Source organism: Pandoraea nosoerga, assembly GCF_902459585.1.
In the GTDB taxonomy this organism is placed as follows: domain Bacteria; phylum Pseudomonadota; class Gammaproteobacteria; order Burkholderiales; family Burkholderiaceae; genus Pandoraea; species Pandoraea nosoerga.
On record NZ_CABPSC010000004.1, the window covers coordinates 70,041 to 96,154 of the forward strand.

At 65.7% G+C, this 26,114-nt stretch carries 20 protein-coding genes, 1 other RNA gene and 1 pseudogene; 10 read left to right on the plus strand and 12 right to left on the minus strand.

Translation table 11 applies throughout. From position 1 onward, the window contains the following. Nucleotides 1–205 precede the first annotated feature (205 nt). Nucleotides 206–532 carry a hypothetical protein gene (locus PNO31109_RS07100; protein ID WP_241013816.1) on the minus strand — a complete coding sequence of 109 codons (327 nt, stop codon included), beginning with the start codon at nt 530–532 and terminating at the stop codon, nt 206–208. Nucleotides 533–799: 267 nt separating this feature from the next. Further along, nucleotides 800–1,855 (minus strand): porin, encoded by a 1,056-nt coding sequence (locus tag PNO31109_RS07105; RefSeq protein ID WP_150554915.1) that lies wholly within the window; start codon nt 1,853–1,855, stop codon nt 800–802. A gap of 348 nt (nt 1,856–2,203) precedes the next feature. Here PNO31109_RS07105 and PNO31109_RS07110 point away from each other — a divergent pair, with 348 nt between their 5' ends. Further along, nucleotides 2,204–3,118 carry a helix-turn-helix domain-containing protein gene (locus PNO31109_RS07110; RefSeq protein WP_241013817.1) on the plus strand — a complete coding sequence of 305 codons (915 nt, stop codon included), beginning with the start codon at nt 2,204–2,206 and terminating at the stop codon, nt 3,116–3,118. 224 nt (nt 3,119–3,342) lie between these two features. Next, nucleotides 3,343–5,046, plus strand: a complete 1,704-nt coding sequence (locus PNO31109_RS07115) for a hypothetical protein (protein ID WP_150554916.1) — start codon at nt 3,343–3,345, stop codon at nt 5,044–5,046. A gap of 120 nt (nt 5,047–5,166) precedes the next feature. Here the strand turns inward: PNO31109_RS07115 and PNO31109_RS07120 are convergent, their stop codons facing one another. After that, nucleotides 5,167–5,478 (minus strand): hypothetical protein, encoded by a 312-nt coding sequence (locus PNO31109_RS07120; protein WP_150554917.1) that lies wholly within the window; start codon nt 5,476–5,478, stop codon nt 5,167–5,169. 39 nt (nt 5,479–5,517) lie between these two features. Here PNO31109_RS07120 and PNO31109_RS07125 point away from each other — a divergent pair, with 39 nt between their 5' ends. The 4 genes from PNO31109_RS07125 (at nt 5,518) to PNO31109_RS07140 (ending at nt 10,179) form a co-directional block, all read left to right on the plus strand. Next, nucleotides 5,518–6,240, plus strand: coding sequence for a gluconate 2-dehydrogenase subunit 3 family protein (locus PNO31109_RS07125; protein ID WP_150554918.1), 723 nt, complete (start codon nt 5,518–5,520; stop codon nt 6,238–6,240). Nucleotides 6,241–6,243: 3 nt separating this feature from the next. Further along, nucleotides 6,244–8,019 carry a GMC family oxidoreductase gene (locus PNO31109_RS07130; RefSeq protein ID WP_150554919.1) on the plus strand — a complete coding sequence of 592 codons (1,776 nt, stop codon included), beginning with the start codon at nt 6,244–6,246 and terminating at the stop codon, nt 8,017–8,019. 10 nt (nt 8,020–8,029) lie between these two features. Further along, nucleotides 8,030–9,433, plus strand: a complete 1,404-nt coding sequence (locus PNO31109_RS07135; protein ID WP_241013818.1) for a cytochrome c — start codon at nt 8,030–8,032, stop codon at nt 9,431–9,433. Between the two features lie 278 nt (nt 9,434–9,711). After that, nucleotides 9,712–10,179, plus strand: coding sequence for a hypothetical protein (locus PNO31109_RS07140; RefSeq protein ID WP_150554920.1), 468 nt, complete (start codon nt 9,712–9,714; stop codon nt 10,177–10,179). 67 nt (nt 10,180–10,246) lie between these two features. On the opposite strand, the gene PNO31109_RS07145 is transcribed toward PNO31109_RS07140, so the two are convergent. Further along, nucleotides 10,247–11,572 carry an MFS transporter gene (locus tag PNO31109_RS07145; RefSeq protein ID WP_150554921.1) on the minus strand — a complete coding sequence of 442 codons (1,326 nt, stop codon included), beginning with the start codon at nt 11,570–11,572 and terminating at the stop codon, nt 10,247–10,249. 79 nt (nt 11,573–11,651) lie between these two features. Continuing rightward, complete coding sequence (locus PNO31109_RS07150; protein ID WP_150554922.1) at nt 11,652–12,569, minus strand: LysR substrate-binding domain-containing protein; 918 nt, start codon at nt 12,567–12,569, stop codon at nt 11,652–11,654. Nucleotides 12,570–12,940: 371 nt separating this feature from the next. Here PNO31109_RS07150 and PNO31109_RS07155 point away from each other — a divergent pair, with 371 nt between their 5' ends. The 3 genes and pseudogenes from PNO31109_RS07155 to PNO31109_RS07165 all read left to right on the plus strand — a co-directional run. Next, nucleotides 12,941–13,540 carry a LysE family translocator gene (locus PNO31109_RS07155; protein WP_150554923.1) on the plus strand — a complete coding sequence of 200 codons (600 nt, stop codon included), beginning with the start codon at nt 12,941–12,943 and terminating at the stop codon, nt 13,538–13,540. Nucleotides 13,541–13,637: 97 nt separating this feature from the next. After that, a complete protein-coding gene (locus PNO31109_RS07160) occupies nt 13,638–14,720 on the plus strand; it encodes a linear amide C-N hydrolase (RefSeq protein WP_174966314.1) in 1,083 nt (360 codons plus the stop codon). Nucleotides 14,721–14,740: 20 nt separating this feature from the next. Further along, a pseudogene (locus tag PNO31109_RS07165) lies at nt 14,741–15,106 on the plus strand (YkvA family protein); the annotation flags it as partial. Nucleotides 15,107–15,181: 75 nt separating this feature from the next. Here the strand turns inward: PNO31109_RS07165 and ssrA are convergent. From ssrA to PNO31109_RS07195, 6 genes are all read right to left on the minus strand, one after another. Beyond that, nucleotides 15,182–15,540, minus strand: a transfer-messenger RNA (tmRNA) gene (ssrA, locus tag PNO31109_RS07170). A 29-nt stretch (nt 15,541–15,569) separates the two neighbouring features. Next, nucleotides 15,570–19,559 carry a DUF748 domain-containing protein gene (locus PNO31109_RS07175; RefSeq protein WP_150554925.1) on the minus strand — a complete coding sequence of 1,330 codons (3,990 nt, stop codon included), beginning with the start codon at nt 19,557–19,559 and terminating at the stop codon, nt 15,570–15,572. Between the two features lie 123 nt (nt 19,560–19,682). Continuing rightward, nucleotides 19,683–20,405, minus strand: a complete 723-nt coding sequence (gene gph, locus PNO31109_RS07180) for a phosphoglycolate phosphatase (protein WP_150554926.1) — start codon at nt 20,403–20,405, stop codon at nt 19,683–19,685. A 1-nt stretch (nt 20,406) separates the two neighbouring features. Then, a complete protein-coding gene (gene ubiG / locus PNO31109_RS07185; protein WP_150554927.1) occupies nt 20,407–21,102 on the minus strand; it encodes a bifunctional 2-polyprenyl-6-hydroxyphenol methylase/3-demethylubiquinol 3-O-methyltransferase UbiG in 696 nt (231 codons plus the stop codon). A 257-nt stretch (nt 21,103–21,359) separates the two neighbouring features. Then, nucleotides 21,360–22,493: an alanine dehydrogenase gene (ald, locus tag PNO31109_RS07190; RefSeq protein WP_150554928.1), complete on the minus strand. Its 1,134-nt coding sequence runs from the start codon at nt 22,491–22,493 to the stop codon at nt 21,360–21,362. Between the two features lie 103 nt (nt 22,494–22,596). After that, the gene (locus PNO31109_RS07195; RefSeq protein WP_150554929.1) at nt 22,597–23,883 is read right to left on the minus strand and encodes a D-amino acid dehydrogenase; all 1,287 of its coding nucleotides are present in this window, start codon (nt 23,881–23,883) and stop codon (nt 22,597–22,599) included. Nucleotides 23,884–23,987: 104 nt separating this feature from the next. On the opposite strand from PNO31109_RS07195, the gene PNO31109_RS07200 reads away from it, so the two are divergent. Next, the gene (locus tag PNO31109_RS07200; protein WP_150554930.1) at nt 23,988–24,476 is read left to right on the plus strand and encodes an Lrp/AsnC ligand binding domain-containing protein; all 489 of its coding nucleotides are present in this window, start codon (nt 23,988–23,990) and stop codon (nt 24,474–24,476) included. Nucleotides 24,477–24,656: 180 nt separating this feature from the next. On the opposite strand, the gene PNO31109_RS07205 is transcribed toward PNO31109_RS07200, so the two are convergent. Next, the gene (locus tag PNO31109_RS07205) at nt 24,657–25,844 is read right to left on the minus strand and encodes a PA0069 family radical SAM protein (RefSeq protein ID WP_244958140.1); all 1,188 of its coding nucleotides are present in this window, start codon (nt 25,842–25,844) and stop codon (nt 24,657–24,659) included. Between the last annotated feature and the right edge of the window lie 270 nt (nt 25,845–26,114).

The window sequence follows — 26,114 nt, forward strand, 5'->3', positions numbered from 1 at the left end:
GCTGTGGTGCTCAGGTGCCTGCAATAAAAATGTCTAAATTTTTAGACAAACAAGATAAAAAAATTCAACGAATGGTCCGCGCTGGCCAGCCCGGCGACATCGCCGTGCCGGACAGAAAGCATGGCGCGCCGTTGCACTGCGCAGAATCGAGCGCCCTCGCGCGCCCGCGGCACCGTCCCGCACCCATTTTCCGCCGCCTGCGAACTCACGCGTAGACCTCGGAGGAAAGTTGGGCCGCAAAAGCATTGAGCGCCGCGAGGAAACTGGCGTCCGAGGCGGCGGCCGCGTCGCGCAACATCGTGGCGTGGCCCTTGCAGCGGGCGAGAAACGCATGGAACGTTTCGCCGTTCGCGGCGACGCCGGACTGACGTTCCGCGAACGTCTGGGCCGCTTGCGCCAGCAGCAACAGCGCGGCGGACTCCCGCGTTGCCGTGCGGGACGCGTGCAGACAACGCGCCGCGAAATCCTCGATGTCGGACAGGCCGGCCGTGTCGCGCTGCAACCAGGCGCATGCAAGCTGCAGATCCATCATGCTCTCCATGTGTCTAAATATTTAGACTAAACGAACCCGGCGAGGCGGGCAAGGCGAAAATTATCGGGGCTAACCCTGAGGCGAATCGACGGCGAGCGTGGCGAACGCAATGCGTTCGCCGGCTCCCGCAACGTATCCGGAGGCACGTTCGTGCGTGCGGATGCATGGTTGCGTCGGTCTGCGACGCGGCCGTGCCGCCGGGCGCGCGGGCGACGGGTGCTGCCATCGCACCATCTCGCCATCTCGCCATCGCGCTGCCGCGCGTGTTCAGAACTTCATGCGCAGACCGGCGCCGTATGTCTGCCCGGTCGACAGGTCGCTCATGTGGTCGTACTTGTACGCCGCGTAGATGTCCGTGCGCTTGGACAGCGGGTAGTCATAGCCGAGCGCCCACGTAGTGCGACGCTGGTTGTCGCCCGAGCCGCTCGAGCCGGTGTAGGCCACCGATGCGAGCACGCTGCCGCGGCCAAGCGGCACCGAGGCGCCGAGCTGCCCCGTGTTGGCGTGGAAGTTGCCGCTCGCCGCCTGGCTCGCCACGAGCATGTACTGCGCGAAGACCTTCACGACCGCGAAGTCGTAGGAGAGACCGAGTTGCGCGGTGTTCTGATTCGTGAGCCCGACGACCCCCGGCAATTGCGTGCCGAAGTCGCCCGGCGTGTTGCTGAAGTTCACGTACTGGTAGTTCGCTGCGGCGGCGAACGGTCCATTGGCGTAGGTGATCGCCGCGCCCCATTTCTTCGCGCTATGGTCCGCGGCGCTGTTCCCCGTGGCATAGATGAGCGTGCCGGCGAAGCCGGCATAGCCCGGCGACGTGTACGCCACCGCGTTGTTCCACGCCGAGTCGCCGACCACGCCCTGCGTGCCCAGACCCTTGTAGGTGTGGAAGATCATCGGCGAGAACGTGTACGAGTTGTTGAACGGGTTGAACTGGATCGTCGCGAGATAGAGCGGGGTGGTGATGCGCCCGATGCGCAGCGTGCCGAGCGTGGTGTTCGACAGCCCGACGTAGGCGTTGCGCGAGAAGAAGCTGTCGCCGGCAAAGCGGCCATACGTGCCGTTGTTCGGCTGGAAGTAGCTCTCCAGCACGAACAGCGCACTGTTGCCGCCGCCCAGGTCTTCCGTGCCGGACAGGCCCCAGTAGGAAGTGGTCATGCCACCGCCTTGCTGCACCACGGCGGCGTTGCCGCCAGGGTTTTTCACCGAGCCGACGTAGGCGTCGGCAAGCCCATAGAAGCTCACGCTCGACTGCGCGTGCGCCGGGGAGGCAAGCGCCGCGGCGCCCATCGCGGCGGCGCCAGCCACCTTGTGCCAGGTTTTCATCATTCCCTCTATGTTTTGTACAAATTTGTGGACGGCGCGCAGGCTACCACTGCCGGCGCACGCGGTCATCCCCGAAAGGGGCGGAACGCCCCCGTGGTGCAGGGTATTCCCATCGGATGGGGGAATCCGTGATCGCGATCGTGCCGGTGTCTAAAAAAATAGACAATCGAAAAAATATTCGACAGACCGTTGTGGGGTGCGCGCGACAGTCGGCCGCGCGTGCGGCGCGACGCGCGCCCCCGTCCGGGGCTCCGATGCCCCGGTATAATCCCGGCACCGTCATGCGCGGGCGCCGTCACCGGGCGCATGCACCGGCATGCCGCGTGCAACAGGTATCCAACAGGAGGCGATTTGAATCGAGCTGCGACGACATCCCGGGCGCTGAGGGGCCCGCGCTTCAACTTTCGCGCCATCGGCGAGCGCTTGCGCGCCTATCGGCTGGCCGCGGAGTTGCGCAGCGACGATGTGGCGGAGCAGCTCGACATCTCGCGCGCGGCCATCTACAAGCTCGAGCGCGGCGAGATCGTCAAGATCGATACGCTGGAGCGGCTCGCGGCATTGCTCGGCGTGTCGCTCGCCAACCTGCTCGGCGTGGAAGTCGAGTACCACGACTCCGCGGTGAGTTACTTCGAGCGCATGCGGCAGCTCGAGAGCCGCTCGGAGCGTATCGTCGCGCACTTCGACCCGATTTCCTTCCTGCTGACGTCCGACGATTACGACATGTGGTTGCGCCACATGCTCGAGGAGAGCATTCCGCCGCGGCTGGCCGATCGCCACTGGACCAATACGATGGATCGCGTGCTCGGCATCCTGCAGGAGCGCAAGTCGAGCTTTTCGCGTCAGCGTCTCGCGGTGACGAGCCTCATCGGACTGCGCCAGATCGAGCAGTTCCTGCATCACGGACTGGTCGGACGTCTGGGCCTGCCGCCCGGCGTGCAGCTCGAGCGCAAGATGGCTGCGCGCCGCGAAGTGGCGCGCATCGTCGAATTTCTTGAAGCGGATACGACAGGCGTGCAGATCGGCATCGTGAGCGACAACATGCCCAACGAGACCTTTCAGATCTTCGAAGCGCAGGGCGAAGCCTATGTCGCCGTGTCGCCGTTTCGCCTGGGCGAGCTGCCGAATCTGCGCACGGGCATCGCCACCATCACGACGTCGCCCGACGGCGTGGGCATGTACCGGGCCATGATCGACCGCCTGTGGGCGGACTCGGCCAAGGGCAAGGAAGGCGCGGCGTTGCTCGGACAACTGCTGGCGCGCTTCTGAGGCGCGCGTCGTTCGACGCGCGGCGCTGCGCCGTGTGCGGGGCGCAACGCTCGTATGGGAAAGCCATCGAGCGATTCCACAATCAGAAGCCTTCCGCCACATTCGACATCCCATGACGCGACGCGCGACTAGTCTCCTCGCGCCAAGACCCGGTGGTCTTGCGATCAGGAGACGACGTTATGGGATTTCCAAGAATTTTTTCTTCGCAGGTGACACCGCCTGTCGTGACACTCAACCATCGTGCGAAGTCCGGCGACCTGCACGACAGCTTCGGTTCGGATTTCGAACGGCTGGGTCAGACGAGCCCGCTCGCCTCGAAGTCGCCGACGCGTCCGTGGGGCGCGTGTCCCGTGCGCCGCCGAAGCACGCCCGGCGGGACGATGCAGGTGTCGTACCACGCGTGGCTCGCCGACCTGGGACGCGATTGCCATGCGGCCATGGCCATGAAGGCGGGGCCGGCGGCCTGCGACGCGGTGAGCGGCAGGCTGCGGAATTGGCAGAAGTCATTCCTGACCGATATCGATGCCAGGCGGCGCTTCGAAGGCGATCGTCACGATGCGCTGCACGACATCGGCCGGGCAGGCCGCGTTTCCGATGCCCCGCACCTGCGCGCGTTCCCCATGGGGGCGTGTCAGGTACAGGTGAAGGCCATCGCCGGATTGAGCACCTGGCTCGCACGGCAGTCTGCGTCGAGGGCGACTTCCGCGCTTTCGCCGGGGGACCCGGCAAACGACGCCGCCCCGGAAGCCGCAGGCAGGACGATCGCCCAGATCGCCGCCAGGCTGGCGATGCTGGCACACGCGACGGATCTGCGCGACACGATGTTCGTCCACACCGCGAAATCGATCAGCAACCGCATTGCGCAACTGACCTGCGAGCGGCGGGACCTGTTCTTGCTCAACGACATGACGCGTGAGGCCGAGGACATCGTCGGCAGGGCGGGCGAGCGGGTGCCGTTGCGTCTTGCGCTGCGCGGCGACAAGTGCATGTTGAAGCCGGCGAAGTCGCGCTCGATGTTTCCGGCGTGCGTGCGGCGCGCGCGTCGCGAAGCGGCCGCCCTGGCGATGATGCTGGGGCACTCGCCGAACGAGCCCGTCACGCTGCAGACCCTGCGCGATCAGGGCTTCGGCCGTCATGAAAGCACGGTGCTGCTCGGTGACGCGCGCTGGGCTGGCCCGCTCGAGACGGCGCGGGACGAATCGTGGCTGTGCGGCCGTATCCGCGAACTGGAAAACGCGAAACGCGTGGGGCTCGGTCTGCTCGAAACGATGCGTGAAAGCGTGGCCCGATCGTACCGGGCAGCGGCGCCGGCGCTCGCCGTCGACGACAGCGCGCCCGATGCAGTGGCGCAAACGCCGCTCGCCGGCCCCGCGGAGCCGTCGTTGTCGCGAGACGCGCACGAGCCGGCGCGCGCGGCGCCTCGCGAGGCGATGATGCCATCGGAAGGCACGCATCGCCGTGCCTCGTGCGTTGACGACCTGACGCCGGAAGCGCTTACGCCGCCGCTGGGACCGCCGGTGGCGCAGTCCTCGCCCGTCGACGAGGCGCAACCGCGGTCTGGCCCGGCGCGAAGCGGCCGGCACCGCGACGGCCCGCCGTCTGCGCGGCCGCGCGCGCTGCCTGGGCTTCGCAGCGTTGGCGACATGCAGCAAACCCGCCGTCCGGACAAGTTCGAGGAAGAGGCCGATCGTGTGCTTGCATGGCACGCCGAAGCCGGCAAACGGGCGAGTCAGCGTGCGCGGGTCATGTCGGTGCCGACGCCGCTGACGCCATCGCCCAGGCATGCCGCTACCCCGTCCACATCGGCCACATCGGCCACATCGGCCACATCGCCCACATCGCCCACATTGGTGTCCACGGTCTCACCCGTCTCGCCTGCGCGCTCCAGGCCGTCGTCGATGCGGCCGATGCCGCCCATCAGGGAGTAAGTGGGAGTCAGGAAGCGTCAGGGAAGTCAGGCGCTGCGATTTCGATTGCGAGGCACGATGCTCGCATCGAAAGCGGCGAGTTTCGAGACGCCGTCCCCCGTTGTCGTGGGACGGCGTTTTTCATGCCTCACCCTGTCGCCCGGCATTGGCGAGCGGCAACCGCGCATGATCGGATGGCGCGCAATGTCGAAAAATCACCGCTGAGTCCACCGCTGTCGTTGTGTGTGCCAGAACACGTCGCGCGCGCGTCATAGTAAATATTTTAATTATTTGCAAGCCTTTTCCGTCAAAGACTTGCGCAACATTCGCAACAAACACGACTTTGCCATGTAGGGAACTTGTAAGTAGAATGGCCGCGTTATTTTGCGCTACGCGAGGTGAATAGCCTGTCAGGTTTTCTTCACGCATGGCGAGCCACTGCCTGACTGTCATGCGTGATTCGTCCCGTCCCCCCAAAAAACGGAGAACTCCATGTCACAGGACAAGGAACCGCGCCGGCGCTTTTTGCGCCAGGTGCTGGCGATCGTGCCTGCCACGACTCTTGCCACCGGCGCGACGCTTACGCAGTCCGCCTGTAGCAGCGACAAACCCGCTGCCCCCGCCGCTTCGAACACCTCGTATGAACCCAAGTACTTCACTGCCGACGAATGGCGTTTCGTCAACGCCGCGGTCGATCGTCTGATTCCCGCCGACGATCTCGGCCCCGGCGCGCTGGCCGCCGACGTCCCGCAGTTCATCGACCGCCAGATGGAAACGCCGTTCGGCCACGGCAAGCTCTGGTATATGCAGGGACCGTTCCACACCGATCAGCCGCCCGAGATGGGGTATCAGCTGAGCCTCGTGCCGCGCGACATCTACCGCCACGGCATCGCCGCCTGCGACGCCTACTGCAAGAAGCAGCACGGCAAGGTGTTCGCCGATCTCGACCATGCGACGCAGGAGGCCGTGCTTGGCGATCTGGAGCACGGCAAGATCGAATTCGACAGCGTGCCCGCGCGCACCTTCTTCTCGTACCTGCTCGGCAATACGAAGGAAGGCTTCCTGTCCGATCCGATTCACGGCGGCAACAAGGACATGGTCGGCTGGAAGCTCGTGGGCTTTCCGGGCGCACGCGCCGACTTCATGGACTGGGTGGACCAGCCTAACGTCAAGTACCCATACGGGCCCGTGTCGATTTCCGGAAAGCGGGGCTGAACCATGGCAATCAAGAAAGACAAGGTCGATGCCGTCATCGTGGGCTTCGGCTGGACCGGGGCCATCCTCGGCCAGGAACTCACCGACGCGGGACTGAACGTGGTGGCGCTCGAGCGCGGCGCCATGCGCGACACACCCACCGACGCGCAGTATCCGAAGGTCATCGACGAACTCGAATATTCCGTGCGCGGCAAGCTCTTTCAGGAACTCGCGCGCGAGACGGTGACGATTCGCCACACGCCTGACGATCTCGCCGTGCCGTATCGCCAGAACGGCTCGTTCCTGCTCGGCAACGGCGTGGGCGGGGCGGGTTTTCACTGGAACGGCATGCACTACCGGATCCTGCCCGAGGAGCTCAGGCTGCGCAGCCACTACGAGGAGCGTTACGGCAAGAAATTCATCCCCGAGGGCATGACGATTCAGGACTTCGGCGTGAGCTACGAGGAACTGGAGCCGCATTTCGACTTCGCCGAGAAAGTGTTCGGCACGTCGGGCAAGGCGGGCAATCTGAACGGCAAGATCGTGCCGGGCGGCAATCCGCGCGAAGGCGCGCGCTCGAGCGAGTATCCGACCCCGCCGCTGCAGAACACCTATGGCGCAACGCTGTTCGAGAAGGCCGCACGGGAAGTGGGCTTCAATCCGTATCCGGCGCCGGCGGCCAACACGTCGCAGCCGTACACGAATCCATACGGCGTGCGCCTCGGGCCGTGCAACTTCTGCGGCTTTTGCGAGAACTACGGCTGCTACATGTATTCGAAGGCCTCGCCGCAGACGACCATCCTGCCGGTACTGCTCAAGAAGCCCAACTTCGAACTGCGCACGCACTCGTATGTCACCAAGGTCAACCTCGACGGCGACGGCAAGAAGGCCACCGGCGTGACCTATATCGATGCGCAGGGGCGCGAAGTCGAACAACCGGCCGACATCGTCATCATGGCCGCGTACCAGTTGCACAACGTGCGTTTGCTGCTGCTCTCGGGCATCGGCAAGCCATACGATCCGAAGACCGGCGAGGGCGTTGTCGGCAAGAACTACGCCTACCAGATGAATGGCGCGATCAACGTGCTGCTGCCCAAGGGCACGCAGCTCAATCCGTTCATCGGCACGGGCGCGGGCGGCGTGTCGATGGACGACCTGAACGGCGACCAGTTCGATCATGGACCGCTCGGCTTCATCGGGGGCGCGAGCATCCGCCATGTGCGCTACGGCGGCCGCCCGATCAAGATGACGCCGACGGTGCCCGGTACGCCGTCGTGGGGCAGTCAGTGGAAGGCAGGCATTGCCGACGCGTATCAGCGCTACATGACCATCGGCATTTCCGGCTCGGTCATGTCGTATCGCGACGCCTGCCTCGACCTCGATCCGACGTACCGCGACGCGTATGGGCTGCCGCTGCTGCGCATGACGTTCGACTGGCACGACAACGAGTACGCGATGCTCGGCTACATGGGCGACCGGATGGAGGAGGTCGGTCGCGCGATGAACCCGGAGAAGGTGTTCCGCGCGATTCGCAAGAAAAGCACGCACTACGACACGCGGATCTATCAGAGCACGCACACCACGGGCGGCGCCATCATGGGCACGAACCCGTCGAACAGCGTGGTCAACAAGTATCTGCAGAGCTGGGACGTGTCAAACGTGTTCGTGATGGGGGCGTCCGCGTTCCCGCAGAACATGGGTTACAACCCCACGGGCGTGGTGGCGGCGCTGGCGTACTGGTCCGCGAAGGCGATTCGCGAGCAGTACCTCAAGAACGCCGGCCCGCTGGTGCAAGCTTGAGGAGCGCCCCATGATCCGCAAAACGATGATGAAACGCTCCGCTGCCGTCTGCGCCACGGGAGCGCTCGCTCTCGCGGCGTTCGCCGTGTGGGCGCAGAGTGCCGCACAGCCTGCGGGCGCGGCCGTCTCGCCGGTGCCCACGCCTTCGGTCGCGGCCTCCGCGGTGAGCGCTGCCGGCGGGCAGGCGAGCGCAGCCAACGATCCGCAGGCGCAACTCGTCCGGCAGGGCGAATACCTCGCACGCGCCGCCGACTGCGCGGCCTGTCACACGGCGCCCAAGGGCAAGCCGTTCGCGGGCGGCCTGCCGATCGCGTCGCCCATCGGTACGATCTACTCGACCAACATCACGCCGGACAAGGACACCGGCATCGGCAGCTACAGCCTCGAGGACTTCGACAAGGCGGTGCGTCACGGCATTGCCAGGAACGGTTCGACGCTCTATCCGGCCATGCCCTACACGTCCTACGCGAAGGTGCGTCCGGCCGACGTGAAGGCGCTTTACGCGTACTTCATGCACGGCGTGCAGCCGGTCGCGCAGGCGAACAAGGCCACCGACATTCCGTGGCCGATGTCCATGCGCTGGCCGCTGTCGCTCTGGCGCAAGATGTTCGCGCCGCCGGTGGTGGGCGACGCGGCCTCGACCGACAACGATCCGGTCTCGCGCGGACGCTACCTCGTCGAGGGGCTGGGCCACTGCAGCGCGTGCCATACGCCGCGCGGCTTCGCGTTGCAGGAGAAGGCGCTCACGGACGACAGCACCGTGTTCCTGTCCGGCGGGGTGGTCGACAATTTCCTCGCGAAGAACCTGCGCGGCGATCCGACCGACGGCCTCGGCAACTGGAGCGAGGGTGACATCGTGGCGTTCCTCAAGGGCGGGCGCAACGACCATTCGGCCGCCTTCGGCGGTATGTCGGACGTCGTGCAGCACAGCACGCAGCACATGAACGACGACGATCTCGCGGCCGTGGCGAAGTATCTGAAGACGCTCAGGCCGGTCGACCCGAACGCCAGGGCGCTGGCCTACGACGAGACGGCGGCCAGGGCCTTGCGTGCGGGCTCCGACAGGAGCAACGGCGCGCTCACGTTCATCGACAACTGTGCGGCATGTCACCGCAGCACGGGCAAGGGCTACACGCAGACGTTCCCGACGCTGGCGTTGAGCTCCACGGTGAACTCGGCCGACCCGACCTCGCTCATCCACATCGTGCTGCGCGGCGCGCAGATGCCCTCGACGCGCTCGGCGCCGACGTACTACGCGATGCCCGGCTTCGACGATCGTCTGACCGATCAGGACGTGGCGGACGTGCTGACGTTCGTGCGCACGAGTTGGGGCAACAAGGCGCCCGCGGTGACGGCGGCGCAAGTCGCCAAGGTGCGCAAGGAGGTGGGCGCCGCGCCGCAGCCACAGCGGTGATGTCGCGACGTGCCGGGGTGCGGGGGTGACGTAGGACGCGAGGCCGCCGCACCCGTATCGTGCCGGTCTGGCGTCGGTATTGCATCGGTATGCGTCGGTATTGCTCCGGCGCTGCTCCGGCACTGCTCGGACACTGTTCCGGCGCCTGCCCGGCCGTGATGCCGGGCGTGTCCGGTGCAGCGGCGCCTGTTGCCGACCTGTGGTGAAATGTAGCCCCGCCGGGTGGTTCCACCGGCGGGGTTTGTCATTCGGTGAACGCAATTGCGAGGAGGGCCGTCGTGCCATTCATTCTGCTGGGGCTCGTCATTCTGGCGGGCATTGCCTATGGCGCGGTGCGGCTTTATGGGGTCGTTGCGGCGCACTTCGGCACGCTCGCTGCCGTGGCGGCGATCGTGGCGTGTGGGCTCGGCGTCGCCGGGCTCGCGGCCGATGCGGTTCGCCGGTACCGCGCCGTGCATGGCGTGCGGCGCGACGGCAAGCGGCTGGTGCGCGTGGCGGGCGAGTGGGGTGAACTCGCGCTCGATGCCGATCGCAAGATGGGCGCGCTGCGCGTGGACGGCCGTGAGGTGCGCTTCGTCTTTTCCGACGTGACGTCGGCGCGCCCCATGAGCGAGGGGGGCCGCTGGTCTCTTGCGATGACGCTTGCCCACCACGCGCAGGCCGAGTGGTGCGTACCCATGGCGGATCGCGCGATGGCCAGGCGCTGGACGAAAATCTTCCGGCTCGCCAGCGCCCACCGCCTTTGATCGACTGGACCGTGGTGAACGTCCGTGATCACCTGTCATCGGCCGTACTCGTGTGTCGGCGCATCGGTCAGACGCCGGCAGGCACCGGCTCGCGCGTGGGGCGGACGATGCTGGCGTCGTCGATCGGGAAATGGAGCGCGGCAGCGACGACGCCAAGAATCGCGGTAGCGGCCCAGATCAGGTTGTAGGAGCCGGTGACGTCCAGCACGTAGCCGCCAAGCCACGCACCGAGGAACGAGCCGACCTGATGGCTCATGAAACACACGCCGAACAGCGTGCCCAGATGCTGGGTGCCGAAGACCTTCGCGACCAGCCCGCTCGTGAGCGGCACCGTGCCGAGCCACGTGAGGCCCATCACGGCCGCAAAGACGACCACGCTGGCACTCGACTTGGGTGACAGGAAGAAAAGCGCGATGGCGGCGCCGCGCACGAGATAAAGCCAGCCGAGCACGTGATGTTGACGGTAGCGTCCGCCCAGCCAGCCGCAGGCCCAGCTCCCCGCCATGTTGAACAGCCCGATCAGGGCAAGCGCGGTGGCGCCCAGTCCGATCGGCATGTGACACATCAGCAAGTAGCCGGGCAGGTGAGTGCCGATGAAGGCCAATTGGAAGCCGCAGGTGAAGAAACCGAGCGTGAGCAGTTGATAGCCGCGATGCGCGCGCGCCTCGCGCAAAACGTGGCGCAACGTCACCGAGTCGCTGTCGTTGGCGGCCGGCGTGCTGTTGGCGGCATGTTCGCGCGCCATCGTGGACGGCGCCGCGGGCGGCGTCATGGCGACAAACTCCGGTGCCCTGCCGCGGCGGCGCAACGTCATCAGCAATCCGAGCGGCGCGGCGCAACACAGGATCAGCGCGAGCACGAAGAGCGACGTCGAGACGCCGAAGGCCGAGCGCAACCCTTGTGCCACGGGCACCAGCGCCACCTGTCCGAGCGAGCCGCCGGCGCTCACGAGGCCCATGGCCATGGTGCGCTTTTCGGGCGATACGGCGCGACTGACGGCCGGCAGCACCACGCCGAACGTCGTGCAACTGATGCCGAGCCCGACGAGCACGCCAAGCCCGATGACGAGCCACACGCCGGAGGGCGCGAGCGCGGCCATCGCAAGCCCGCCCGCGAAGGCGAAGGCGCCGAAGGCCACCACGGGCGCCGGGCCGTAGCGGTCGGCCATTGCGCCGGCGAACGGTTGGGCGAACCCCCACACCAGGTTATGCAGCGCGATGGCGAACGCGACGAGGGTAACGGGCACGCCGCGGTCGTAGGAAAACGGATTGATGAACAGCCCGAATGTCTGGCGGGTGCCCATGGCGGCGCTCAGCACGAGTGCGCCGGCCAGGATGATGAGCGTGACGCGGCCTTGCAGCGAGGGCGATGCGGGAACGGCAACTTTCGTCATGATGGTGAGTCCTCCTCACCATAGTGTTGCAGTGCATCCCCCGGCTGGCAAAGGAGTAATGCGTGCATGCAGGTGAATTTTATTCACCTGAAGCGGTTTCGACAGGCACCGATGCCGCGGCCTGTTCGATGAGCCAGTCACGGAACGCCACGCATTCGGGATGCGGCTCGATGTCATCCGCGCAGATCAGCCAGTAGGCGCTCTGGGCCTGGGTGACGATGTCGTGGGCCGGCACGAGGGCGCCGCTCTCGAAATACGTATCGGCCAGCGGACGGCGGGCGATGACCACGCCGAGGCCGGCCATGGCAGCGTCGAGACCCATCTGGATACTGTCGAAGCTCAGCCCGCCGCGCGCATCGAAGTCCTCGATCGCGGCGCCTTCGATCCATCCCTGCCAGTCCTCGCTGGCGCTGCTCACGTGAATGCGCGTGGCGGCGCGCAGGTCGAGGCGCCCGTCGGCGTCGCCATGTTCGGCGAGAAAGGCCGGACTGCAGGCGGGCACGAAGCGCTCGCCGAACAGCCGGTGCCAGCGATCGCTGGCGACGGGGGCGCGCGACAGGCGGATGGCGAAGTCGAAGCCGTCCGTCGGAAAGCCGACCTGGCGGCGCGAAGTGTCGACGGTGATGTCGACGTTCGGCATGCGGGCGAGGAATTCGCCCAGGCGCGGCAGCAGCCAGCGCAAGGCGAGCGTTGGGGCGCAGGTGAGCGCGATGGCGCGCGAGGCGTCCGGTGTGGGCAGCCGTCGGGTGCCGGTGAGCAATAGCGAGAAGGCTTCCGTCACGTAGGCGAGGTAGTCCACGCCTTCGGGCGTGAGCGTGAGGCCTTGCGGCGAGCGGGCGAAAAGCGCGACACCGAGCGTCTGCTCGAGACCGACGATGCCGTGGCTGACGGCGCTCGGCGTGAGGTGCAGCTCCGCGGCGGCGCGCTTGAAGCTTTGGTGGCGTCCGGCGGCTTCGAACAGCCGCAGGGCGGAGAGCGGTGGCAGACGGGGCGGCATCGGTGGAATGTCGAGCGTGCGCAGAACGTGGCGCCGGAATCGACGGCTTGGTTCGGACGCCGTCAATTCTCGCATGAGGCCGGGCGTTTTGCCGTGGAACGCTCGGGAGCGGCCGCCAAGGTGCCGGCGCCGTGACGGCGGTTTTCGTCCCGGCACCGTCGGCACCGTCGGCACCGCCGGCGACCCGGTGGCCTCGTCCAGTCCGCCTTGCCGACCGTGCGGAAACTGTCATGGTCGGCGACCGGTACAGGCCTGTCCGCTTTTGGCGGACTGTACCGGGATTCCTGGGCGGGGCCTGTCTATGCTGTCACTCCGCGAACGCCGGGCGTCTGCATCGATGCAGCGCCGGCGCGGTTTGATGCCACTCGAACATGTCCACTGAACAACTGCTCGCCTTCTGCGCTTTCGCCGTCATCACACTGGTGACGCCCGGGCCGAACAACATGATGATCCTTACCTCGGGCCTGAACTACGGATTCGTGCGCACGCTGCCGCATTTGGCGGGCATTGCGTTCGGATTCGCATTGATGGTTTTCCTGACGGGCGCCGGGCTGCACTCCGTTTTTGCCCGCTTTCCGGTGATTCATACCGTGCTCAAGTACGTGGGCGCAGCCTATCTGCTGTGGCTGGCGTGGCATCTCGCACGCTCGGGACCGATCGACGGCGAGCGGGGCGGGCGCGAGCGCCCGATGCGCTTTGTCGGGGCGGCGGCGTTCCAGTGGGTCAATCCAAAGGCATGGGTGATGTCCGTCGGCGCGATCAGCACCTATTTGCCGAACGCATCGCACCTGCCGGACGTGATGCTGCTCGCGTTGATCTACGGCATCTTGTGCGCACCGTGCATCGGGCTGTGGGCGGGGTTCGGCGTGGCGATGCGCCGGGTGCTCACCGATGCGCGCTCGGTTCGCATCTTCAACGGTGTCGCGGCGGCGTTGCTCGTCGCGTCGCTGTATCCGATCGTGGTGGACTGAACTGGCGAGGCGTGTCCGGGCCCGGGCGGAACGGGGCGGCCGATTGCATCGTTATACTGGCGGCTCCCGTGCATCCTTTCCCCGCCGAGGACTCGCCATGCCGCGCCTGCTTGCCAGAACCCTGCCGTGTCTCGTTGCAGCCGCGGCAACGCTTGCATTGTCTCCCATGCCGGCCTTCGCCTGCACGCGCGTCGTCTATCTCGGCGCGAACGGCGACGTGATCACCGCTCGTTCGATGGACTGGAAGCTCGACGTGGCGACCAACCTCTACGTGCTGCCGCGGGGCATTGCCCGCGCCGGCGAGGCGGGGCCGAACTCGATTCGCTGGACGGCGAAGTACGGCAGCGTGGTAGCGACCGGCTACGACGTGTCCACGACGGACGGCGTGAACGAAAAGGGCCTTTCGGCTCAGTTGCTGTGGCTCGTGGAATCGCAATATCCGAAGTTCGACGGCACTGCCAGGCCGGGATTGACGATCGCCGCGTGGGCGCAGTACGTGCTCGATAACTTTGCGACGGTGAGCGAAGCGGTCGCCGCGCTGGAGAAGACGCCGTTCACGATCGTCACGGACAACGTGCCGGGCGAGAGCCGGCTGGCGACGCTGCATCTGTCGATGTCCGACAGGACGGGCGACAGCGCCATCGTCGAATACATCGGGGGGCGGCAGGTGATTCACCACGGTCGTCAGTACCAGGTGATGACGAATTCGCCCACGTTCGATGAACAGTTGGCGTTGAGCGCGTACTGGAGGCAGGTTGGCGGCACGACGTTCCTGCCGGGGACGAATCGGTCGGCGGATCGGTTCGCGCGCGCGTCGTTCTACATCAATGCGATTCCGAAGGCGGAAGATCCGGTCGAGGCGCTGGCGAGCGTGTTCGGCGTGATTCGAAACGCATCGGTGCCATACGGCATTACGACGCCGGATGAGCCCAACATTTCCTCGACGCGCTGGCGTACTGTCGTCGATCACAAGCGGATGCTGTATTTCTTCGAATCCGCGCTCACGCCCAACACGTTCTGGGTCGACTTGAAGCGGCTCGATTTCGCGGCCGGCGCGCCAGTGAGGAAGCTCGCGCTGGGCAAGGACCAGCGCAACACGTTCAGTGGAGAAGTCTCGGGCGAGTTCGAGGTGTCGGCGCCGTTTCCGTTTCTCGGGCCGAGTGCGGGGAAGGGGCGGTGAGCGGCCGGCTTGGGACACTGAAGACGTGGGCGCGGACGGTCAAGCGCGACGCGCACGCGCTGTATCTGGCGGGGCGCGATCCGCGCGTGCCTTGGTACGCCAAGGCGCTGGCGATTTTCGTCGCGGCTTACGCGCTTTCGCCCATCGATCTGATTCCCGATTTCATTCCGGTGATCGGTCTGCTGGACGATGTAATCCTCGTGCCGCTGGGCATTCTGATGGTGGTGAAACTCGTGCCCCCCGCAATCATGGCGGAGCACCGGGCGACGGCGGCAGCCGCGGCCGACCGGCCGGTCAGCCGCGCGGCCGTCCTGGTGATTGCCATGGTATGGGCCGTGGGCGTCGGTCTGACGCTTTGGGCGTCGGTTCGCTACTTCGGCCGATGAGGCGGGACGGGGCTGTGCGAGCCTCGCGTCGGCATAAAAAAAACGGACCCGAAGGTCCGTTTTTTTACGGGAAGGTGGTGGAGCCGGCGGGGATCGAACCCGCGTCCGCAAGTACTCTACGACCAGTTCTACATACTTAGTTCAGTCATTTGATTTAACCGTTTTGTCGCGGACGAACACGCTACGCAACGGCGATCCACTTGGTTTTCGGCCCCGGCGTCATGGCACCACCGGAGATTATCTGACGTATATGACCTCGCCTGGTATTGCTACCCTAGCCCGTCAGAGAGCTAGTGCGAGGGAGGCGCCCTTAGGCAGCCAGCTGGTAACGAGAGTCGTTAGCAGTTACTTAATTTCCCATTGATTAACGAGGTGACGGGTCCTCGGTATGCCCTGAATCGCTTCGCTACCCACGTCGAAACCATGTCGGCCCCGTGGAATTGTTAATTATGACATAAATGGCTCATTTGAGTGCGAAGTCCACCCGCGTCGTCGCCCCCTTGTCCTTGATGCCGTCGGCGTTGAGCTTCGGCGCCACCACGAAGAGCCGGTCGGCCGCGATCTTGCCGTCCAGCCACGAGCGCACCTGCTGCGCCCGGCGCTCGGCCAGCGCTCGCAGATCGTCGTCGCTCACCTTGATGTTCGTCTCCATGAGCTTTTCCATCTCGTCGTCCGGCAGCGACTTGGTGAACCCGATCATGTTGCGCGGTTTCGCAAAGTCCGCCGCCTTGTAGGCGGCCGTCAGGTACTTGCTGCGCTCCTCGGGCGTCACCTTCACGCTGTCGACGTCGATGCTCTCGCCCTTGCCGACCATCGCTTTCACCTTCTGCGCCTTGATCGCGCGCTCGACTGCCACCTGGCGCAGCCCGTCGGTGTCCTTGGCCGGGTCCACGCGACCCACGATGTCGAGCTTGAGCGACGGACGGTCGTTCAGCGCCTTGACGAGCGTCTCGAGACGCTTCTCGTCGTCCGCCGTCAGGCGTGCGCTGCCGGGGGCGAATTCCACGTAGCCCAGTTCCTCCTCGCCGCCGCCGAAGGCCGAGGCCAGCAGGCTGAACGGCGCGGTCACCGCCTTGACCACGAGATTCACCACCGCACGGAAGATCACGCCGCCCAGACTGAACTGCGGGTCGTCGAGCGAGCCGGAAATCGGAATGCTCACGTCGATTTCGCCGCGCGAGTTTTTCAGCAGCGACACCGCCAGCCGCACGGGCAGGTTGGTCGCCGTCGGGCTGTCCACGTGATCGCCGAACGTCAGCTGATCGATGAAGATGTGGTTGTTCGCCGTGAGCTTCGCCTGATCGAGCAGATAGTGCACGTCGACCGTGAGCTTGCCCTTTTCGATGGGGTAACCCGTGTATTTCGTCGAATAAGGGGTAAGGTTGGTCAGTTCGATGCCGTCGGCCTTCGCGCTCAGGTCGACGAACGCCATCGGCGCGAGCGGGTTGATCTTGCCGTTGATGTCGATCGGTGCGTTGCGGTTGACCTTGCCTTGCAGCGCCACGTCCGCCGGTTCGGTCGTGGCGGTGCCGAAGGCGCCGATGCGCCCCCCGATGCCTGTCAGATTGGCCGAGTAGTTCGGCTTGACGAAGTTGTCCGTGAAGTTGATGTTGCCGCCTTGCAGCGTGATCCGGCCGATGTGCACGTCCGCCGGCAACGCCTTGCCCGTGCCGTAGCCGGGGCCGCGCTGCACGGTCGTCTCACCCGGCTTTTGCTGCTTCTTCTCGAGCTCCGTGGGCTGGCCCGCTTCCACCGCCGAGGCAGCCGCATCCAGCGGGGGTTTAGCCGGCGCCCCGTCGAGCGGCACGCCCTCGCTGGCGCGCGTGAGCGAGCGGGGCGCCTCCTGCTTGTTGCCGACCACGTCCGCCAGGTTCAGGCGCCCGTTCGCGTTCACGATGATCCGCGCGTAGAAGCGCGAGAGCGCGATGCTGCCCAGTTGCACGTTCGGCTTGCCACTGCCGATCGCCATATTGATCTGCTGCACCGACAGCGCGTTCCAGCGCACGAAGTCGTCTGCCGTCACCTTGTCGAGCAGGCGCACGTTGCCCAGCGTGGCGTCGCCGCGGTACGTGACCTGCGGTGTATCGCCCTTCATCGCGAAGGTCGTGCGACCGCTGCTCGAGAGCAGGGCGCTGGCGATGCTCGCGTTCAACTCGTCGCTCATGTACGAATCGAAGGCGGCCAGGTCGAGTTGTTGCGTCTTGAGCTGCAAATCGCCCGAGAGCGGCTGCGGGGTGACGGTGCCCGTGGCGTTGAGCGTGCCCTTCCTGTTGAGGGTGCCGGTCACTTCGAGCTGCAACGGTTTGCCCATGTCCTGCGACGCGCCTTGCACCTTCACATTGAGCGGCGCGAACTTCGCATTGATCGGCCGGCCTTTGACCGCGCGATCTTCGAAGCCGACGCTGGCATTCTCGATCGCCACCTTGCCGACCTTCCACTGCCAGTCGCTGGCGGCTTGCGCCTTCGGTGCGGTCGTCGCCCGTGCCGACGTGCGTCGACCGCGCTCGGTGCCGACACGAGCGTTGATGTCGCCGCGCCTGGGCGCGCCCGCCCTGGGCTCGCCATTGCCGGCGAGCGCGAGCAGGTTGATGGTGCCGTCCTTGTCGCGCCGTGCGGACACGTCCAGCCCGGTGACGGTGAGTTCATCGAGCGTCGCCTTGCGCGCCCCGAGATCGAAGTGCGAGAGCTTCGCCTCGGCCTTGGCGAGCTTGAGCGGCGCGTCACCCTTGCGGCCCGTGAGCCACTCGATCTTCTCGAGCGTTGCGCTCGCCGGCTCGATCTGGACGTTCGGCTGGTTGTCGGGCGCGAAGGCCGCGCTGAACTTCGCCTGCACGCCGAGCGTGCCGCTCTTGAGGTCGCCGGCGAGCGCGCCTTGCGCAAACGGGAGCAGCGGCGCGAGGGCGATGGACTGCGCATCCAGTTCGCCGCTCGCGTTGTACGCGGGGAGGCTGAACTGGCCGCGCGCCTTGACCGAACCGCCGCTCTGAATGCCGATCGACGCGTCATACGTTGCCGGCGTCTTGCCGAGCGTCGAGAACTGCTTCACCCCGATGGCGATGTTTTCCAGCGAGACACTCGCCGGTTTGGCGCCGCGCTCGTCGGTGAGGTGGGCCTTGCCGTTCACGAGCGAGACGTCGCTCACCAACAGGTCGAGCGGTGCGGGCTGCGCGGCGGCGAGGGCCCTGGTTTGCTCAGCCTCGGCAGCCGACGCCGGCGTGGCGGGGCGTGCGGTCTGTTCGGCGGGCACCTTCGGGGCGGCTTTCGCGGCTTCGCTCGCCTTGGGCGAGGCGGCGGCCTGGTTGACTGCCTTGCTCACCGCCCGGATGGCGGGGCGCTCGGGCAGCAATGCCCGCGTCACGTTGACCGAGCCGTCCTTCTCCAGCACGACGCGCTGGTCCAGACCGTCGATTCGCACGCTGTCGATGTGGTAGACGTTGCTGAGCGGCTCCACCTTGCCCAGCTTCACGTCGAGTTGCTTGAGCGAGACGAGCGGCGCGCCGCCGGCCTCGTTCACAACCGCGTCGGACAGCCGCGCCGTGCCGGTGAGCAATACGTGCGCGCCGTTCCTGTCGCGCGTGAAGCGCAGTTTCAGGTCGGTGCTGAGCGCGCCACTCTTGATCTGTGCCGGCACCGTGACCGGCGAGTAGCCGAGGTATTTCGGCACGTCGAGCCGGTCGAGCTTGATGTCGAGCGTCGACTCGAGCGAATCGGCAAACGGTTTCGTCTGACCCGAGATATGCAGCGGCGAGCCGTCGATGGAGGCCTGGAGCAGCGGCTGTACGAAGATATCGGTGTCGGCCGGCAGGTTGGCGATGAACGGCACGCCGACCTGCAGGTGATCGATGACGTGTTTTTCGTTCTGCACGGCATCGTCGAAACGGAGGGTGCCGTCCTTGATGTGGACGTTGTTCAGCGCGAAACGGGCGGGCTTCGAGGGCTCGGGCGATGGCGGCCCGGACGTCGCGCGGTCGATGATGTCCGAGAAATTGAAGCGTTGTGGCGCCGTGCGCACGATGTTGACGACCGGCGTCTCGAGATAGAGCTCGTCGACGACGGGCGCCAGGCGGAACAGCGACCCCCACGACACGTTGACTCGCAGCAGGCCGACGTCCACGAACGGTTGCCCGGGCGTCCTGTCGCCGATATGCACCTGACGCAGATCCAGACGCAGCGTGTATGGATTGAAGCTGACGTCACCCACGCTCACCGGCCGTTCCAGGTAGGCCGAGAGCTTGTCGACGGCGTAGTGCTTGAGCACCGCCGGCACCGTGAAATAGCTGATCACACCGAAGACGGCGATAACGCCAACGGTCCACAGGCCGGTCTTGCGCGCACGACGGCGCACGTTGGGGTCGCGGCCCAACGCTTGTGCGCGGGCCAGACCCTGCTGCAGGCGGGGGCCGCCCGCGGCGACATTCGAATTCGGATTGCGATCGTTCGCTTGCTCGGCCATGCGGTCTCCCGTAAGCAGCCAGTGAAGCACGCCGCGCCTGAGATGCGCAGCGGGACAGACCCGGGACCGGCCGTAACGGCGGCAACCGCCGCGGCCCTTCCCGGTAGATGACGGAAACCGGCGTCAGGCCGGCGACATCACCAGCGGGGCGATCGCGCCCGCGCGTTCGACGACCGCGTCGGCCTGCCACTGCGTGGGCGCGAGCGTATCGCCGCAATATCCGTATGCTGCTGCGATGGTCGCCATGCCGGCGGCTTTGCCGGCCTGGACGTCGCGCAGGTCGTCGCCTACGTACACGATGTCGGCGGGCGCCACGCCAATGCACTCGGCTGCGTACAACAGGGGCGCAGGGTGCGGCTTGCTGTGCGGTGTCGTGTCCCCCGAAACTACACAGGCTGCGGTGTCTGCCAGGCCGAGCCGCTTGACGAGCGGCGCGGTCAGGCGCGCGGCCTTGTTCGTGACGATACCCCACGGAATGCCCCGCGCCTCGAGCGCGGCAAGCAAGGCGGGAATGCCGTCGAACAGGCGGCTTTGCACGCACAGGGCGGCTTCGTAGTTGGCGAGGAAGGCGTCTCGCAGTTCGGGGAACGCGGCGTCTTCGGGCGTCACGCCAAAGGCGCTGCCGATCAGGCCGCGAGCGCCGTGCGACGCCTGCAGGCGAAGCGTCTCGTATGGACCGGGCGGCAGGCCGCGATCGGTGCGCACCTTGTTGACGGCGGCGACAAGGTCGGGCGCCGTGTCGGCCAGCGTGCCGTCCAGATCGAACAGCACGGCGCGCACCCGGCCGCCCAGCAGGTGCGGCACGTTTCGAACGTCGAAAAGGACTCCGGCAGGGGGCTCGAACATATCAGGCATCGCGCGTGCACGCGACCATGTAGTTGACGTCGGTATCGCGATTGATCGCGTAGCGCTTGGTAAGCGGGTTGTACGTCAGGCCACGCAGATCACGGACTGTCAGACCGCTGGCGCGGGCGAACGAGGCAAGTTCCGACGGACGGATGAACTTGGCGTAATCGTGGGTGCCGCGAGGCAGCATGCGCAGCACGTACTCCGCGCCGACGACCGCCAGCAGCCAGGCTTTCGGATTGCGATTGAGCGTCGAGAAGAAGACATGGCCGCCCGGTTTGACGAGCGTGGCGCAGGCCGCCACGATCGACGCGGGCGAGGGCACGTGTTCGAGCATTTCCATGCAGGTCACCACGTCGTAAGTCCCGGCGTCGCGCGCGGCGAGCGCTTCGGCCGAGATTTCTTCATATTCGATGGAAAGGCCGGCTTCGAGACTGTGCAGATCGGCAACGCCGAGCGCCTTTTTCGACAGGTCGATCCCTTTGACGCGAGCGCCCTGACGTGCCATGGATTCGGAGAGAATGCCGCCGCCGCAGCCGATATCGAGCACACGCTTGCCCTGCAACGGTACGTGCTGCTCGATCCAGTCGAGGCGGAGTGGATTGATTTCGTGCAGCGGCTTGAATTCGCTGTGCGGATCCCACCAGCGGTGGGCCAATTCACTGAATTTGTCGAGTTCTTGGGGGTCGGCGTTCATCACTTGATCATGGACATTGACGGCTTGGGGCAGGCAGGCTGCTGCGCGGCAGCGCGAGCCCGATGACCGGGGAGAGCGGCAGGCGCCGTCGAGAATGGGGGAAGTATAACGAAGGGAGTGTCCCCATGTCCAAAGCACGACCTTGGGCCGATCACGGTGAAGCGCTGTCAATCGATGCGGCCGATGTCGCGCCGATGTTGCCGTCAGCACAGGCGCCGGACGGGAAGTCGTCCGGCAGCCTCCGGACAATGCCGCGCTCAGGCGGCTGCCGGCAGATGCGCCAGCACGGTATGTGGGTCGTGGTAGGCGAGTCCGAGGGCGTCGGCCACGCCATGATTGGTCACCATCCCGCGCGCGACGTTAAGACCGGCCAACAGGTGCGGGTCGGCGCGCATTGCCGCCACCGGGCCGCGATCGGCCAGTTGCAGAATGAACGGCAGCGTCACGTTGTTGAGCGCGAAGGTCGACGTGCGTGGCACACCGCCGGGCATGTTGGCGACGCAATAGTGCACCACGCCCTCGACAATGTAGACGGGATCGGCGTGCGTCGTCGGATGGGACGTCTCGCAGCAGCCGCCCTGGTCGATCGCGACGTCGACGATTACCGCCCCCTTGCGCATCAGTCCGAGCATGGCCCGCGTGATGAGCTTGGGCGCCGCGGCGCCCGGAATCAGTACGCCGCCGATGACCAGATCGGCGTCGCGCAGATGCGTTTCGATGGCGTGCTGCGTCGAGTAGACGGTCTGCACGCGGCCGCCGAACTGCGCGCTGATGCGGCGCAGCGCTTCGACCGACTTGTCGATGACCGTAACCTGCGCGCCCAGGCCGACGGCGATGGTCGCCGCGTTGGTGCCGACGACACCCCCGCCGAGGATGACGACTTTGCCCGCCTCCACGCCGGGTACTCCCGAGAGCAACAGGCCCAGTCCGCCGTGCGTCTTCTCCAGTGCGGCCGCGCCGGCCTGGATCGACATGCGGCCGGCCACTTCCGACATGGGCGCGAGCAACGGCAAGCCGCCAGTGGCGGACGTCACCGTTTCATAAGCGATGCATGTGGCGCCGCTCTTGATCAACTCATGCGTCTGCTGCGCGTCAGGGGCGAGATGGAGGTACGTGAATAGCGTGTGGTGAGGGCGTAATCGGGCGCGCTCGGCGGCCTGCGGCTCCTTGACCTTCACGATGAGTTCGGCCCGCTCGAAGACATCGGCGGCATTGGCGGCGATGCGGGCGCCGGCGGCGGTATAGACCGAATCGTCCATGCCGATGCCGGCGCCGGCCTGCGTCTCGACCCAGACCTCGTGCCCGCGTGCCACCACTTCGCGTATGGCTGCGGGCGTCATGCCTACGCGATATTCGTGGTTCTTGATCTCCTTGGGTACACCGATCTTCATGATGCGTCTCCTGTTCTTATGCCACCGCCAGTCACGCGAACGCGCTGTCCAAAGCAATGGACGGCGCAAGCAAAAACGGCACCCGAAGGTGCCGTTTTCAACATCAGGCGAAGGCCGGTTGGGCCTGCGCGTCGAGGGCGCCGCTGTAGCGCGCCACCGAAAGATCATCGGCCAGGATCGCCGGTCGCCGGCCCGACATCAGATCGGCCAGTAGTTGGCCGGAGCCGCACGACATCGTCCAGCCCAGCGTGCCGTGCCCGGTATTCAGGAACAGGTTGCGCAATGCGGTGGCGCCTACGATCGGGGTGCCGTCCGGCGTCATGGGGCGCAGCCCCGTCCAGAACGTCGCTTCGGCCGTGTTGCCGGCACCCGGATACAGATCGTTCACGACCATTTCGAGCGTGGCGCGGCGCGCCGCCTTGAGCGACTTGTCGTAGCCGACCACTTCGGCCATGCCGCCGACGCGGATGCGATCGTCAAAGCGCGTGACCGCGATCTTGTAGGTCTCGTCGAGCACGGTCGAGACAGGGGCGCGATCCGCGTTCACGATGGGTACGGTGATCGAGTAGCCCTTGAGCGGGTACACCGGAATGTCGACGATGCCCTTCAGGAACGGCGTGGAATAGGACCCGAGCGCGACGACATAGGCGTCCGCGCGTTGCATCGAGCCCGCGCACACCACGCCTTCGATTCGGTCGCCTGCCAATTGCAGGCCGTCGATCGGCATGTCGTAACGGAATTTCACCCCCAGCGCTTCAGCCATGGCGGCCAGACGCGTGGTGAACAACTGGCAGTCGCCGGTCTCGTCGTTTGGCAGGCGCAGACCGCCCGTGAGCTTGTGCGAGACGGCCGCGAGTGCCGGTTCGGCGGTGGCGAGCGATGCGCTGTCGAGCAGTTCGAACGGCACGCCGGCTTCCTCCAGAACGGCGATGTCGCGCGCCGCGTTGGCCAGTTGCTCTTGCGTGCGGAAGAGCTGCAGCGTGCCGGCCTGACGGCCTTCGTAGGGGATACCGGTTTCTGCACGCAGCGCGCGGAAGCAGTCGCGGCTGTACTCGGCGATCCGCACCATGCGTTCCTTATTGACGGCATAGCGTTCGGGCGTGCAGTTGCGCAGCATCTGATAGAGCCACTTGAGCTGCGTGAGCGTGCCGTCCGGCCGAATGGCCAGCGGGGCGTGCTTCTGGAACAACCACTTGATGGCCTTCGTCGGAATGCCCGGCGCCGCCCACGGCGAGGCGTAGCCCGGCGAAATCTGCCCGGCGTTGCCGAAGCTGGTCTCGAGCGCCGGACCCGCCTGACGATCGAGCACCGTGACGTCGTGCCCGGCCTTCGCCAGATAGTAGGCGCTGGTGACGCCAATGACGCCGCTACCGAGAACGATGACCTTCATTGCGTTGACTCCTGTGAAACCATAGTTATCCAGTAATAATTGGCATGCTATTCTCGGATTCGTAGATTTAGTTAATGTATATCTCCTGAATTCAGGAAAAAATCATGAGAGTTCAGCAGCAATCGATTCGCACGCTCGACCGGCTCGACCGGCGTATCCTCGCGCTGCTTCAGCAGGACGGCCGGATGTCGATGAAAGACCTCTCGGAACAGGTCGGTCTGTCGATCACGCCATGCATCGAGCGCGTCAAGCGCATGGAGCGCGATGGCGTGATCATGGGGTATTTCGCCCGGGTAAATCCCGCGGCGCTAGGCGCGGCGCTGCTTGTGTTTGTCGAGATCACGCTCGATCACAAGTCGGGCAACATGTTCGATCAGTTCCGACGCGAGGTGCTGCGCATTCCCGAGGTGATGGAGTGCCACCTGATCTCGGGTGACTTCGATTACCTGATCAAAGCGCGTATTCGCGAGATGTCCGAGTATCGGAAACTGCTTGGCGACATCCTCCTGCAGCTGCCGGGCGCCGTGCAGTCGAAGAGCTACGTCGTGATGGAGGAGATCAAGGAGACGCTCACGATTCACGTCGAGGAGTGAGGCCGGTGGCGGCAGATCGCGTTGGCGCGCTGGGTGCGCTGGGCGCGCTGGGCGCGTTCGTCGCGTTTGATGCGTTTGATGCGTTCGACACATTTGGCGCATTTGGCGCGCACGGGGTGTGAGCGGGCGAATACGCGAGGACCCGGCCCGATCCGGCGGCCAAGGCCGCCGATCAACGCACTAGAAGAGGCGCATCTGCGGATTGGCGTCGGCCGCCGCATCATCAGTACGGGATTTTTCCGTCCTCGGCATTTGGCTGTCTGCGCGCGGGGCGTGGCGGCTGCGGTGCGCGGACTGCGGGTGGTCGGGGGCTGGTACTTTGAACTGATCGTTGCGCAGGGGCGGGCGCGCCTGGTTGAGTCCGAGCTTGCGCGCCGCGAGGTGGAAACGCTGGCGGATCAGTTGCGCATGCAAACCCGTGCCCTTCATTCGGGTGCCGAACTCCGAGCTGTTGTGCTTGCCGTCGCGAACCTGCTCGATGAGGCTGATCACGTGACGCGCCCGCAGCGGGTAGTGCTCTTCCAACCAGGCTACGAAGATGTCGTGAACCTCCAGCGGCAGCCGCAACATCACGTAAGCCGCGTATGTCGCACCGGCTTCCGCCGCCGTGCTCAGGACCCGCTCGATGTCGAAGTCGGTAAGGGCGGGCACGATCGGCGCCACGATCACCCCCGTCGGAATCCCGGCGGCCGTCAGCCTGCGAATGGCCTCGATGCGACGCGCCGGTGTATTCGCGCGCGGCTCCATCTTCCTTGCGATCTTGGCGTCGAGCGTTCCCACTGAAATGAACACGCGTGCGAGCCCCCGCTCGGCCATGCGGGACAGAATGTCGATGTCGCGCGTGACCAACGCAGACTTCGTAGTGATGCCAACGGGGTGGCCGAAGCGTTCGAGCACTTCCAGGATGCTGCGCGTGATGCGATATTCGCGCTCGATCGGTTGGTAAGGGTCCGTATTGGCGCCAAGGGCGAGCAGCGAAGGCTGATAGCCGCGTTTGCGCAATTCCGCGTCGAGCCGTTCGGCCGCGTTGAGCTTCGCGTAGAGCCGTGTTTCGAAATCGAGTCCGGGGGACAGCCCAAGATAGGCGTGCGTCGGACGCGCGAAGCAATAGGTGCAACCGTGTTCGCACCCGCGATAGGGGTTGATCGAGCGATCGAAGGGGATATCTGGCGATGTATTGCGCGAAATGATGGTGCGCGCGTTCTCCACGGCCACCTGTGTCACGAACTTGACCTCACATTCCTGGGCCATGTCCGATTCGTGGCGCGTTTCGTCGCTCTCGCGATGCCAGGCCGAGAAGCGCGATTCGAGATTCGCGGTAGCGCCGCGGCCCTTGCGCGACGGGGGCGGCGCGAATGAGGAAGCCATGGCTCGTCTCCTTTGAAACAGTCCGGACACAGAAAACGGGCGTCCGCTTGCAATGTGCCTCATTATACTGTGTTTTTGTACAGTATTTGGACGGGAGGGCAATCATGTGCGATGGCAGACAGGCAGGCATGACAGGCATGACAGGCATGACAGGCGTGGCAGGGGCGATAGGGGCGATAGGGGCGATAGGGACGATAGGGGCGATGAGCGTGACGGACCTGAAGCGCCACGCAACCGATCCGCCGGTCCGACGGTGGCAATGGGGCGGAT

Bases quoted from the DNA above. Each gene is read 5' to 3' on its own strand.
- PNO31109_RS07175 (WP_150554925.1), bottom strand. From the start codon at position 19,559: ATGGCCGAGCAAGCGAACGATCGCAATCCGAATTCGAATGTCGCCGCG.
- PNO31109_RS07135 (WP_241013818.1), top strand. From the start codon at position 8,030: ATGATCCGCAAAACGATGATGAAACGCTCCGCTGCCGTCTGCGCCACG.
- PNO31109_RS07205 (WP_244958140.1), bottom strand. From the start codon at position 25,844: ATGGCTTCCTCATTCGCGCCGCCCCCGTCGCGCAAGGGCCGCGGCGCT.
- ubiG (WP_150554927.1), bottom strand. From the start codon at position 21,102: ATGAACGCCGACCCCCAAGAACTCGACAAATTCAGTGAATTGGCCCAC.
- PNO31109_RS07100 (WP_241013816.1), bottom strand. From the start codon at position 532: ATGATGGATCTGCAGCTTGCATGCGCCTGGTTGCAGCGCGACACGGCC.
- PNO31109_RS07155 (WP_150554923.1), top strand. From the start codon at position 12,941: ATGTCCACTGAACAACTGCTCGCCTTCTGCGCTTTCGCCGTCATCACA.
- PNO31109_RS07130 (WP_150554919.1), top strand. From the start codon at position 6,244: ATGGCAATCAAGAAAGACAAGGTCGATGCCGTCATCGTGGGCTTCGGC.
- PNO31109_RS07150 (WP_150554922.1), bottom strand. From the start codon at position 12,569: ATGCCGCCCCGTCTGCCACCGCTCTCCGCCCTGCGGCTGTTCGAAGCC.
- gph (WP_150554926.1), bottom strand. From the start codon at position 20,405: ATGTTCGAGCCCCCTGCCGGAGTCCTTTTCGACGTTCGAAACGTGCCG.
- PNO31109_RS07200 (WP_150554930.1), top strand. From the start codon at position 23,988: ATGAGAGTTCAGCAGCAATCGATTCGCACGCTCGACCGGCTCGACCGG.
- PNO31109_RS07120 (WP_150554917.1), bottom strand. From the start codon at position 5,478: ATGACAGTCAGGCAGTGGCTCGCCATGCGTGAAGAAAACCTGACAGGC.
- PNO31109_RS07195 (WP_150554929.1), bottom strand. From the start codon at position 23,883: ATGAAGGTCATCGTTCTCGGTAGCGGCGTCATTGGCGTCACCAGCGCC.
- PNO31109_RS07145 (WP_150554921.1), bottom strand. From the start codon at position 11,572: ATGACGAAAGTTGCCGTTCCCGCATCGCCCTCGCTGCAAGGCCGCGTC.
- PNO31109_RS07125 (WP_150554918.1), top strand. From the start codon at position 5,518: ATGTCACAGGACAAGGAACCGCGCCGGCGCTTTTTGCGCCAGGTGCTG.
- ald (WP_150554928.1), bottom strand. From the start codon at position 22,493: ATGAAGATCGGTGTACCCAAGGAGATCAAGAACCACGAATATCGCGTA.
- PNO31109_RS07160 (WP_174966314.1), top strand. From the start codon at position 13,638: ATGCCGCGCCTGCTTGCCAGAACCCTGCCGTGTCTCGTTGCAGCCGCG.
- PNO31109_RS07105 (WP_150554915.1), bottom strand. From the start codon at position 1,855: ATGATGAAAACCTGGCACAAGGTGGCTGGCGCCGCCGCGATGGGCGCC.